Annotated in this window: 8 protein-coding genes; all 8 read right to left on the reverse strand. The window is 35.0% G+C overall.

Translation table 11 applies throughout. The features are described 5' to 3' along the window. Positions 1 to 16 precede the first annotated feature (16 nt). Positions 17 to 2,071 carry an AIPR family protein gene (locus VCHSUH03_RS01205; RefSeq protein ID WP_105093768.1) on the reverse strand — a complete coding sequence of 685 codons (2,055 nt, stop codon included), beginning with the start codon at positions 2,069 to 2,071 and terminating at the stop codon, positions 17 to 19. A gap of 12 nt (positions 2,072 to 2,083) precedes the next feature. Next, on the reverse strand, positions 2,084 to 2,995 hold the full coding sequence (locus VCHSUH03_RS01210; protein ID WP_105093769.1) for a PD-(D/E)XK motif protein: 912 nt from the start codon (positions 2,993 to 2,995) through the stop codon (positions 2,084 to 2,086). After that, on the reverse strand, positions 2,985 to 5,750 hold the full coding sequence (locus VCHSUH03_RS01215) for a Z1 domain-containing protein (protein WP_105093770.1): 2,766 nt from the start codon (positions 5,748 to 5,750) through the stop codon (positions 2,985 to 2,987). Before VCHSUH03_RS01215 ends, VCHSUH03_RS01210 begins: the two co-directional genes overlap by 11 nt. 24 nt (positions 5,751 to 5,774) lie before the next feature. Then, positions 5,775 to 7,208, reverse strand: coding sequence for an ATP-binding protein (locus VCHSUH03_RS01220; RefSeq protein ID WP_105093771.1), 1,434 nt, complete (start codon positions 7,206 to 7,208; stop codon positions 5,775 to 5,777). Positions 7,209 to 7,660: 452 nt separating this feature from the next. Next, a complete protein-coding gene (locus VCHSUH03_RS01225) occupies positions 7,661 to 8,269 on the reverse strand; it encodes a hypothetical protein (protein WP_039968834.1) in 609 nt (202 codons plus the stop codon). Between the two features lie 492 nt (positions 8,270 to 8,761). After that, positions 8,762 to 9,652 carry a sigma-70 family RNA polymerase sigma factor gene (locus VCHSUH03_RS01230; protein WP_105093772.1) on the reverse strand — a complete coding sequence of 297 codons (891 nt, stop codon included), beginning with the start codon at positions 9,650 to 9,652 and terminating at the stop codon, positions 8,762 to 8,764. 345 nt (positions 9,653 to 9,997) lie between these two features. Next, positions 9,998 to 11,062: an AAA family ATPase gene (locus tag VCHSUH03_RS01235; RefSeq protein WP_105093773.1), complete on the reverse strand. Its 1,065-nt coding sequence runs from the start codon at positions 11,060 to 11,062 to the stop codon at positions 9,998 to 10,000. A 330-nt stretch (positions 11,063 to 11,392) separates the two neighbouring features. Beyond that, positions 11,393 to 12,541 (reverse strand): glycoside hydrolase family 3 N-terminal domain-containing protein, encoded by a 1,149-nt coding sequence (locus VCHSUH03_RS01240; protein ID WP_105093774.1) that lies wholly within the window; start codon positions 12,539 to 12,541, stop codon positions 11,393 to 11,395. Between the last annotated feature and the right edge of the window lie 332 nt (positions 12,542 to 12,873).

Here is a 12,873-nt window from a genome sequence, read left to right on the forward strand (position 1 = left end):
CTTACCATATTGTAAATCATTCTGGAAATCCTTCTAACCGTGCACGTTGAAGAGTTTCTAAAATTTTAATACATTGTTTGCCACTTGGATACCACCCTTTAGTATGGATTTTTATAGCACAATCTATAAAATCTAACTCTTTTTGAGTTAAAATGCGATGGTTACTATTCCAACTTTTTAAATTGTACCATAAAGACGCTTCTATCTTAAAAACCTCAATCATAGCTTGATCTTCAGTCCACTCAGTCGTATTAGGCCCCTCAGCTATCAAATCTTCAGTGAAAACTAATTCATCGATAAATTCCGAATCTAATGAAAAGGAGGTTATCTTAAAGCGATCCCAACAGTTAGTCCTTTTAGCCCACTCTGTAACATTTTGTACGTCTCTACTATCATTAATCAAATACTTGTGAGTAAATTTTGTCAGCTCTTTTAATTGATTACGTAGCGCTAAACTAATATTTTGATTCTTCCAAATATAATTAAAATTAATAGACTTATCTTTATAACGTTTTTCTATAATATCAAAAAGCTTACTCAATGTATAGGCTACAATATTTGCCTTATAACTACCATACCATTCTGAAGACTTTACAATATAATCAGTCTCTCTAAATAAAATTTTATAACATATTAGCTTTTTAAAATATTCTGGTCCAAATGCTTTAGGGTTACGCTCCCATTCCTTAGAGATATCTTGCATAAAATGCACAAAAGCCTTTTGCCCCCCAGCACTAGCTATGTTTGGGCGACCGGAAAATATATTAACAAGTTTTGCCAATTCAGTTTTATCAAACTTCTGTTTTTTAGGATATTTTGCTTCGAAATTCTTTTTAGTAGATAATGTAGCTTTATGTGTTTCTTGAGCATATGATCCACGCGCACGTTCATAGTACCAATATGTGCCGAACTGTTGCCCATGTAGAGCTGGAGAACTAGTTGTTTTTGACAATTGCTCAATTCTAATATGGTACGGGTGGTTAGCAGATAAATCAGCTTCATTTACTTTATTCTGACTATTAGCATATCTAGAAATATTAGCAACAAGCTCTGCAGAGTTTACATCTGTAACTACAGAAATCTTCATCGGCACATAAATATCATTAATATTTCTTTCTAAATGCTCTTTCTTATCTAATAGTGCTGATGCCAATGATGCTGTTGTTTGCCCACCATTTACAATTTGAAGATTTTGACATGATATTAATATTGGAGTGCCATTATCACTATCAACTTTTATAGAATCCGCAGTACATGTAATACCATTATTATATGCAAAAAACTTACTAGGTTCTTTTATAATAGTATTTCTGATGCCTTTATTAACTTTCCCTTTAATTTGTAAAAAAGAACGTACATTACTTTCTAACAGTTTAGCTCCAAACTTAATATATAGTTTCGCCAATACAATCCCTGGAATACAAGCCATATAACCTTGGTAATCTTCACCACTTGTAACTGATAAACAAGGAATTGATTTATCGCTAAATTCACTAAATTCTACCTCGTAATCTTCTTTCATAGTTAGATTTTGAGATAATTCATATAATCTGGATATATCCCATACATGGTATTCTATAGGAATACCTCCAATTTGATCTGCTTCAAGAGTCTTAATACGATTAGACATCAAGTTATTAGTAAAAAGATAAATTTTATATTTTTGAATATCAAAAATATTATTCTTTATATCTAATGCTAGTCCATATCCAGGTGAGCTCTCCTCCGCATGACTGAGGATATAATCAATATCTTCAAGGAAAAATCTAGCCCGTTTTACTATTGTATCAATTTCTGTGGCAGTTACAACACTGTCATCATGACGGTAGTCTACAAGTGCTAATGACATACAATTAGATAATTCACCATAAACATAACCATCTAACTGTAAGCGATGTTGACGATAACCAATACCTTCATACTCAACAATTTGAAACTCAGATTCAAGTTCATTATCCCCAAGTAAGTTAGATGCAGCTTCTAAAAAGGCTGCTTTTGTACTAACACCAGTTCCATATACACTCGTCTTAATCTCTTCATCAAAGTCTTCTTTATATTCTACTAACCCCATAATATTTACTCCCTAAGAAATTTTAAACTCGGAAATAGAATCTAAATTTAGATTATAGGAAACTGATGTAATAGCCGTAGATATATCATTACGTTTAATTTTGGGGAAATCATTAGTAACACTATAGTAATCCTTACTGATGATTCTAAAATAAACTTCATCAGCTTGACTTGAGCCATAACCAACTAATAATAAATTCTCTCTAAATTTATTTAATAAAAGATCTTCATTAATATTGGCATCAATTTCATCAATAACCATTGTTAAAGATATAGCTTTACTATCATGAACATTTGATTCTTGCACAGTTAAAACAACAAGCTCTCCTTCACTAATATCTGAATCTAACTGTTCCAAAGAAGAAATTCTTATATCTCGTTTTCCTAAAATAGTAGACTTAACCTCAATCCAACTATCTAATAGAATAAAGTCTTGCTTACCACCTTTAGGACCTTGCCACATTTCTAAAGCTTCTGATACTCCATACTTTGGAATTAAATCTTCTTTTAATACTAACAACTCTGCCATCAGTCCTTGTTGTTTTAATGGCCCAAATGAATCTGGTACCTTAGAAAGCAATTGTTGCCAATGCTCATATCTATAACATAAAGTTTCAAGAGCCTTCTTCTCTGATTGACTAAAATCAATCGTTTTTATAATATCTCGAAAGATATATTTAAACATATCCTTACTATTATCACTCGAAGATGTCAAACTAAACAAAATTTGCCATTCATCTCTATTAGGATTATACATTCTATGAACGGATATCAGTTTAGTGGATAATAGATTTTTAGGCTCATATTTACTTATAACACTATATACACGATAACCATCAGCATTATCACCTTTATAAATTCTCAAAGGCCATTCTGGATTTATCAATCCAACTTCTACTTGCAATGCTGCTCCATTAATCATCATCTTCTCCTAAGTCATCTTCTTCTGTTAACATATCATCGTCTATATCATAATACTTTTGAAGCCATTTTACGTTAACCTTATATTTATAGCTAAGAGCTTTAGGTTCACGAAGTTTAGGTATACCGAGTGCAAGACCTACCAAAGGTTGATTTTGAGTGATATTCTCAGAAGATTTTAAATCTATTAAATAAATAACCAATAATGGTCTCCGCTTAAAGCCTAAATCAAAGAATCTGCTATCTGGTATAGTTACTTCAGAATAATTAGTTTCTGGATCACTATCCGCTAAAAGTTTAAAAAAGGCTTTATACTCTTTTTCTGTTAATCCACTAGATACAACACCTGGCGTACCCAGACGTCTGGAATTCAAAGCAATTGTATCTCTACATATATTAGCCGCAGTACGCTCTGTAACATGAATTTTTTCATCAAATATATCAAATTGAATACGTTTAGATTTACCTTGAGCAATTGCAATATCCCAACTTTCAAGAATTTCATCTGTGCTGGCTTCAAGTAATTTTGCAATTTGACGCGCATCAAATTTAATATTCTTAGAATGTGTGTCTATATTTTTTAAAAACTCTACAATATACTCTTTCTTAACACATAAAATTTGTTTTGCAGACTTATTATGAAGAGATTCCGCTTCTGGATTAGCTAATTGATATCCTTTAATTTTTAAAAGCTCAAGAAATTCTTTTACTTGTATAACATTACCGTCAATTGATTGTTGGCTTCTAGAAAAATAAGGTGTTTCAATATAATTTTCATTAAGAGAAATATCTGCCTCATAATCACCAGCACTACGCATTTTATTTCTTGCTGTCACAATTAAGGCACCTTCACTTGAACGTACTCTAATACCAACATCTATAGGCTTATTATTTTTATCATTTATACAGCGACGAATTTCATCTCTAAGCTCATCTGTTGCATCTGAAATATGCTGATACCAACTATATGATTCACCAGACATCCAAACCTGACATATATCTTCGTAATTATGCCTATATCCAAACCAACGCCCCATTTGCATTAATGTATCATACATAACAGAATTTCTATAAAAATAACTTACACAAAGCCCTTCTAAGGTTAATCCTCTTGATAAACTTAATCCACCAACAGCAATTATGCGCAATCCTTTTTCATATACTTTATAATCTAATAATCTCGATGCGTTCCCACCATTTATAGATTCTACCTTAATATTTTCAATAGACTGAATAAGTTGTTTCTTGATTGTCTCCCAGTTTATTTCACTATTCTCTTTATATTTCCCTGGCAATATAAATTCACTATTATATACATCATATAGAAGCTGAAGTAAAGGGTACTGATCATAAGAGGGTAATAATATATAATTTTGAATAGCATTTTTCATATTAGAAACAAATATGTTAATTCTATCACTAAGTTCATTTTGAATAGCGATAAACCGACTTACATTTACCAACATTGAACGATGTGATGTTATATTACCTCTTAAATCTCTAATTGCATTAATAATAAAGAAAGAAAGTATTGCCTTTTTTAATGATAGTGGTAATTCATAAGGAACGTCTGCATCTTTTTTATGTTTAATAGGAAGATATTGTTCAAAATCATCAATCTCCCTATACATAGATTTATATTTCCCATTAACTGAATAAATCTCTCTAGCACCAATGTAGTTACTTGGTGAGTCTAGAACATATATATAATCACGAGGGAATAGATCTGCATTATACATATCTGTACTATTGCTAGGTTCTATAAAGACATTAGCATATGGTGTTGCTGTATAACCAACATAACTAGATCTAACAAATAGTGACAAAATTTTTCTTATATATTGATTAATAGCAGTCGGACTGTTATCACTACTATTAGTATTAATAGATGCATTATCTGCTTCATCATCAATAAATAATAAAGAATGGTTAATCTTACTATCTATAGCATCAGTTGTTTCTCTTCTAAAATATTTATATACTCTATCTAAAACAGTCTTATTCTTTTTTACAACTAATATCAATGGACTTGATAACGAATCTAATCGAATATTAGAATTAATAAGAGTTGTTTTATTAAAATCTTTAATAGTAGAAGTTAATGCGACTGCATTACGACTTGGATCTTTTCGGCCCACACCAATTAAACATCTACGTCCAGCATTACGTTCTAAGTCAGAGGTATTATCCCCTATAAACCCTTCATCGACACGTGCTTGTGTTTGTTTTCTCAATTTTTCAATTGTACCCGTCAAAAGAACAATTACTTTATAACCCGCATCAGCAGCTTTATTAATTACAGATATATAATTAGCTGTCTTTCCTGACTGAACATCCCCTATGACCAATCCTTTCTTTGCAAAGCTTACATTTTTTTTAGGATCACCAAGTAAATTTACTATAGAAGATGTTGAAGTATCAATTGCATTAACTACACTAGGAGAAAAACCAACATCATCTAATAAATATCGTTTATATCGACCCCAATAAGAATCTGTTAATGGTCCATTGCTATACCAATCTTCATAATCTGCATCTTGAGATATAACCCAACCATCATTCATAATAATAGAATACTGATGATGTAATTGTCTTCTTATCTCTTCAAATTCATCAGAATTTAAATTATACCCAAAGTGCTCAGATATAAATTTGATTTTTGAATCTAAATATTCTTCCGAAAATTTATCAACATCACTATCATCAGATAAAAGTATATCTATCATTCGAAGTATCTTAACTTTTTTTTGCTCGTCCATAAAATACTCACACCCTTTAAATTATCATTTAGTGTTATTTACAAAAAAGTCTATTTTTTCCAAGGTCTCTATTAATTCTTTTTGATTCATTGTATTAATATTAGATAGAACATGAAGAAGTTTAGAGGCCTCATCTGAATAATCTTTATCAAACGTTCCTTCATTCTTAGCTAACATAGTATATGCCGCTTTGAATGGAACAGTTACTTCCATAAGCCTTATAAGTGCCTTAAATTGTTTTGCTTGTTCTGTAGATAAAGATTCTAAAAAAGCTTTGTAAACAAGAAGTTTCTTATTTATTTCAAAGAATGTCTCTGCATTTTTTTCCCGCAATTCCCATACATGATCATACTCATCATTAATCAACTTATTACCTTGATAAGTATATACACGTTCACTAGAACCTATTGCACGTTTTACAATAAACTTTAAGTTTTGCTTAATCGAATTAGGCAAGCTAGCAGTGGATTTTTTTATATCAATATCCCAAATATGATCTAAAGAGTTAGGTATATCAACTCTAATACGAGCTAATTTGTTTAACTCATTTTTAGTATCAAGCCTAAACCAAGTTCCCCAAATAATTAAACGATTATTACGATAAACATATATCCCTTGTTTATTTCGTAAAGCATCAAGAGACCCTAATAGATTAATATCTTCAGGGCTTAATTTATTAAGGTAAGGTAAAATATATGGTTTGACTCTAATATTATTTCCTTCTAAATTAATCTGTTCTTCTGGTAAAGGTTGTGTTCCTGGATGCCTTGTTAAGAATGGATCTTTAGCCACCAATGGAAGGTAATTAAATCTTAATTCAATAGGATTTTTACTCGTTTTATCTAAGAAATTATGATAAATAAGTTCTAAATGTGATCGTGCAATAGATATTTTTTCATCAAATAAAGTATCCGGTTCAGTAGCACCTTCAAGCATCTTATCAAAATCTTCCCAAATAACAATAGTACCCGATTCATAACTATTAAGTTGATCTAAAATTCCTGGAATTGCTTTATTATATTGATTTACAATTTCATCATAATCATAAACCTTTAAAGACCAACCTTGTTGCTCAATGATAAAATCCAAATCCCATGATGCTGCAGATATAACATTATTTTTCTTACTAATAACAGTTAGCTTTCTACACTGTGATAGAGATGCTGTTTTTAGGCCTAACCCAAATCTCCCCAAATCTGATTCCGCACGTTGGTCATTTACATTTCTACTACCATAACGCATAGCTATAATTAATTCATCCGGTGTCATACCACAAGCATCATCTAAGATAGCTATATATCTAGGATCAATACTAGAAAATCTAACATCTATATGTGTCGCACCATTACCAATACTATTATCAATAATATCCGCCAATGCAGATTCAAATGTATATCCGATAGATCGCGTCGACTCAACTAAAATATCTGCTCTAGGCTCAACAACTTGAACATTCATACCTTATGCCCCTTATATGAAATTTATTATGTCAGTTATAATTACTCTAATTCTATCATAATTCATGATTAAATTCACATTATTTTCATGTAATAAACTCATTTACGCAAGAATAATAACCTATTAAACCGCTCAGTATAATTGTTACTATATACATTATCATATAATATAGGTATTTTTTTACTCATATAACTTTTAATTCAATCATGAATGAATTTTCATATTTTGCATATAAAAAAACCACCCCTATATGAGGTGGTTTTTATCAAGAGTGAAAAGATATTTGTTTTGTCTTAATGATAACCTTTTATTTATGTCTCCCCTATGTTATTTCTCCCTATAGTTCCTCCTTTCTCTCCCCTATTACATCATCTCCCCTTCTATTACTTCATCTCCCTCTACTAGTTCATTTCTCCCCCCTAGCGTTCTGGTTAGTCTCTCCCCCTAATGTTTTATCTCGTTAGGTCTCTCCAAGCAATAAATAGTTCGGCCACGACTTGTGGGTTTTGACTGAGTTTGATGCGGGCTAGCATTTTGCGCACGTAGTTACAGTGTTCTAGCATGGCTTCGTTCAGCTTGTGTTTCACGTGGTGTGGGGCTTGGTACACCAAGATAGGTTTAAAGTCACCCACGTGAATGTAGCTCGTATCTGGATCAGGACCATCGGTGACGATATATTGATAAGGTATCGCCACGTTAAAGAGTCCATATACCACGTCCTTGCCTATAGGTCGCCGACATTTAATATGCCCAAAGGTAAGATGCGGGCCATAGGTCTTAGGCGCCGTATAGCTACTGCGCCGACCGTCGCTGGTCATGATGTAGTTCGGTCTCAACCCCTCTTGTAAGGCCAACTCTCGTAGAATAGTACGAATTGGCAGATGTACCAATTCTTGACGACCGTCTACGAAATAGCACATCGTGCTGTCCCCGCCGCCAGGTTCATAGGTAGGAATAAAACAAACAATATGATTCTTCGGATTCGTATAGATCAAATCCAAATTCTCTCCCTTAGATAGCCAAGTGGCCACCGCTACTGGTACTTCATTACATGTCATCATAGGAATTCTCTCCCCTCAACTTAGGAACATTCCTTTCAACAATACAATGAACACGTGTTCTGTGAAAGCAGATTCGCATGCTTTAATCTGCTGTTGGTTTAATTGTATATCACACTGTATAATTTGTAAATATATACACAAAACTATAGAAATTTATGTAAAATTAAAGACTTTATGATCTTGTAAAAGTAATATATACCTATATGTGTCATTATTTTCTCATTTAAATTGAGAATTGCATATTTTATGTATATCTGTTAATCGCGATTAACGTAATTATACAAGAATCAGAATATAAATAAGAAATTAAATTATATTAACACATATCATACTAATAAGAACTTAGCTCTAATAGACTAATACTCATATGCTTATACTACACATTCTAATAGCTTCAGAGTTCTAAGAATCTCATATATGTATAGCCCTAATAAGTATATAGCTCTAAAACATGTATATCTATAATGAATGTATAGCCCCATTCCATTCGTATTAGTGTACTCGTAGTTTCTTAAAGTCTGTCGTCAAGTATCTACGCAGCTTCCGCAGGGCTCGTTCATGGCGCCGTTGGATTGCTTGGCGGCTACAGTTCAGTTCTTCACTAACGGATACGAGGCTTTTACAGTCACCGTACACACGGCGCAATAGATCTTGTTGATCTGGAGATAATCTGCCAAGAGCCCATACGAGTCGAGCCCGTAATCGTTGTTCCTCATCGGCCGTCATGATCATGTCTGCTATATTTTCTCCAGATGAGAAGATATCCATACCAACAGCTACCTCGCCATCATCGGTGATGCGGTCTGGTATATGAATCTCACGATGATTACGCAATCGTTCTCGCTTCCAATACCGCATGTAACCATATCTAACACCGGCTTTCACAAAGCCAGGGAACGGTACGGAGCCTTTTAGATCAAAGCTATAAATCGACTCTAATAGGATAGCCCATAGATAGCTCTCTAGGTCTTCACGGAACTCGCGGTTCCCCGTCTTATTCGTATAGTGTAAGATGAGTGGTCGATACCTGCGACAGAGCTCGATTTGAGCCGCATCATGGCGCAACTCATCAACGGACCACGGCTGATATCCAACCGTCTGAATCCGCATATTTGGATTTTGACAAATCGACACGAGGCTCTTATCCGATAAGGACGTTAAGACCTGATGACCGCAGATAAGAGTCTGTAATTTCAACTCCTCTGGCACCTTGTACTCTGGTTCCTTAGGCGGTATCATTTCAGATTCTAGTTCCTTAGAAAAAGGCCTCTTAGAAAGTACTTCTTTGGAAGATGTTCCCTTTGAAGATATTTCTTCAGATTGTAAGCTTGCAGTTTTAATACAGGTTCGTTGTACTAACGGTTCTTCGTTTGTGTATAACATAAATCCCCTTTCCTGCCATGGCATAGCGCTTATCTACACAATAGCGTGAAAAGGGGATTTTGACAAATTGGCAATTCCTTAGAATTCCGTCATATTCTATTATAATCTAGCATTAATTTCTATCTCTGAAAGGACATAACTATACACCTAGATAGGTAATTGCTGAAAATAAATAAACAACACAAAAAGACACCACAGAGGAAGTGCGGTGTCTTTTTTAGAAGAGTGAGTACTACCATTGGGTAATAGTACGCAAGTTCAGATTACTAATACATACACATTAGGAGTAATGTATTCTGATATTGCCAGTAATTGTACAAGTAATCCTATGTTTAATGTGTCTGATTAAATTGCGATACAAGAGGCTTCCACAAAGTCTTTCAATTGTGGTTTTACATAGGTATGGTACACGTCTGCACCGTTGCCACGAACAATGTCGCCCCAGTATTTATACACATAGCGGTACCAGAAATGGAACATGCTATTGGTAAAATGGTAGTCTGCATATTTCGCAGGTCCACGGCTATTCGCTTGGATACGACCTACAAGGCCCATCGACATCAAGTCATTTAAACGAGATGTAAAGGTGCCGCTTTTAATTTGGCTTGCTTGTAAAAGTTCTACGTAGTATGGTCTTTCAAGGGTAGCAAGGCCAGACAAAATAGCGTTAGCACCTGTTATATTTTTCATATCTCTGTGTAAGATATGTTGTGTTTCTTCAAATAGGGCACCTGATACAGAGAAGAACAAATTAATGATATTCGTATCGATGCTTTCACCATTATCAAAGTACTGCACATACGCAGGTAGACCGCCTGTTACGGCGAATACAGTACGCAAGTCATCTTTAGCATAGTGAAGCCCCAAGGATTTCATATCAACCAAAGAGAATGGTTTCACCTCGAAGTATTCTGATACATAAGGGCCTATTAAGCTACGCTCACCAATGATACGGCCATCGAGTTGCTCTAATCCATTCGCCATCAAAATGATGTTCAACTGGCTCGTTTCTTTATAGGCATCTAACAAATCACGAAAATAAATAGGAAACTGTGGTACAGCCTCTACCAAGGATGGGTAATCATCGATCACCACTGTCTGAGGCGTTTTCACACTATCTTCAAAGAGGCCCTCAAAAGCCTCTTGCAAACTTGTAATCGGTTCAAATTTGTTCTGCTCATCGGTAGGAACAAAACGTGCCTCAAGAGCTCGATTCATATCAGCTACATGGATCGCTTCATTAGCTATACGCCCCGCCAAGTATAACGCCTTATGACGTCGTACGAGCTGGGAAGCCACATAAGATTTGCCACTACGATGTGGGCCGTATACAACACACAAACTCATTTGCCCCATCGCAACACGGGACTGGATACTCTCAATAATCTCAGCACGTCCCACAAAATTCATATACTCTCACCTCCAACATTCTATGGAGATTATTATATCATAAATTTAAAACAAATATAAACTTATTTTCATATTATTAACATGACTTTTTATTATGTTAAATTTTTTACGCATAAAATATACTTATTTAATGGTTTACTTTTTACTCATTTGATTGTGAAATCCCTTATATTTACTGCATTCTTATAAGTCTATCCTCGTCACGCCAACATACAATATTCCATATATAATCTTTTTCCATAGTCAACACATATAAAAAGACGTGCCTACCATAAGGTATAGCACGTCATATGATTCGTATATAATAAGAATATTTATATAGTCGTTTCTTTATTGTTGTAGTTGAGTTTGCATCTTCATGAGCAAAATATGTTTAACCGCATCATTGAGTCGGTCATTTGAAATGGTTCCGTTCGCCACCGCTTGCGTAAGTGCGCGATGGACTTCATCGATGTGCCCCGTATCTGCATCAAGGAGAACGAGGTCACTGCCTGCTACGATGGAGTTAACTGCAAAGTCTCCTATCTTTTGGTTTGCTTGCAAAGCGCCTACATCGATACGGTCTATCATGACCACTCCATTATATCCAAGCTCATGTCGTAGCCAGTCCGTTATGATTGCTTTCGAGTTACTCGCTAGGTGTTCATTATCGATGGCAGGGATTTGCACATGGCTTATGACAAGCATGTACGTATTCGCTGTCGTCTGTGTAATGAGGCGTTTAAATACGGACACATCGTTATTGTTCAAATAGGCCTTCGCATCGTTAGCGGTCTCAAAGGATGCATCACCAAGGCTCACTGTTGGGAAGTAGTTATAGCCAAACCACATGTGGTTGATTTGATAACGCTCCGCCATGGCGAGATCCATATACCCTGCCCACGTAGGGTCAGATGTATAGGACACATTCGGCACCCCTAGGTTTGCATTTGGTCCCACGATGAGGTTAAAGCCCATATCCCGCATTTCGATGGCCGATCGAGTCACTAAATTGATGATCCGTTCCATCGGTAGTTGGCCCCAACGATTTGGCTCTGGCAAGCGCAAGAAACTTTCATTCGTACTCAACACCTTATCCCGATTGATGCCGATGTATGGCGTCACCATACTCGCCGTTGTGGCTGTTTGCATGATATCGCTGGTAAAAGCTTTCACTTGATTTTTATTATGTAGATTTTCATTAGTTAGCATAACGCCGCTCACACGGTATTTCCTGATGACGTCCTTTTGGGACTGTCCTACCGTACTGCCATGAAGGCTAATCATCATCAGCTGACCTATCTTGTCCTCTTGAGACATAGCCCCAAGCCAGGTATTCACCTTCTCAGGGACAGGTTTATCTGATTGCATGACAGCCCGATACGATACAGTTCGTACCTCTTCCTGCTCTGCCTGACTCTCATGTTGGCATCCCGCAGTACCGATGGCGGCGACTATCAAGGCCATGCCACATAAGGCACGCCGTAAAAACAAGTTCATCTCTCCACAAAACTCCTTGCTGAACTCTCTTACACATTACTTATCTATATATTATACACTATATAATTCATCTTTTCCTCATATAAAAGCTGATTTTCTATACTAATTTATCATAATAAAGTTATAAAGTAATTGTAAGTATTGATATACGCGGTACTCAATCGTTATGAATCCATAATAAGGATAAACATAAAAATCCTACGAATCGCATGTAAGGTGACACTCAGTAGTCAATATCTACACAAGTATCAAGTCACTCATGACCCGTAGGATTTATGTATGTTCAGTTAGTTACCCATATACCAGTCTAATCACGCCAATGTATAGATGTA

The sequence above is a fragment of the Veillonella infantium genome (genome assembly GCF_002959895.1).
GTDB classification, from domain to species: Bacteria; Bacillota; Negativicutes; order Veillonellales; family Veillonellaceae; genus Veillonella; species Veillonella infantium.

Bases quoted from the DNA above. Each gene is read 5' to 3' on its own strand.
- VCHSUH03_RS01205 (WP_105093768.1), bottom strand. From the start codon at position 2,071: ATGGGGTTAGTAGAATATAAAGAAGACTTTGATGAAGAGATTAAGACG.
- VCHSUH03_RS01210 (WP_105093769.1), bottom strand. From the start codon at position 2,995: ATGATGATTAATGGAGCAGCATTGCAAGTAGAAGTTGGATTGATAAAT.
- VCHSUH03_RS01215 (WP_105093770.1), bottom strand. From the start codon at position 5,750: ATGGACGAGCAAAAAAAAGTTAAGATACTTCGAATGATAGATATACTT.
- VCHSUH03_RS01220 (WP_105093771.1), bottom strand. From the start codon at position 7,208: ATGAATGTTCAAGTTGTTGAGCCTAGAGCAGATATTTTAGTTGAGTCG.
- VCHSUH03_RS01225 (WP_039968834.1), bottom strand. From the start codon at position 8,269: ATGATGACATGTAATGAAGTACCAGTAGCGGTGGCCACTTGGCTATCT.
- VCHSUH03_RS01230 (WP_105093772.1), bottom strand. From the start codon at position 9,652: ATGTTATACACAAACGAAGAACCGTTAGTACAACGAACCTGTATTAAA.
- VCHSUH03_RS01235 (WP_105093773.1), bottom strand. From the start codon at position 11,062: ATGAATTTTGTGGGACGTGCTGAGATTATTGAGAGTATCCAGTCCCGT.
- VCHSUH03_RS01240 (WP_105093774.1), bottom strand. From the start codon at position 12,541: ATGAACTTGTTTTTACGGCGTGCCTTATGTGGCATGGCCTTGATAGTC.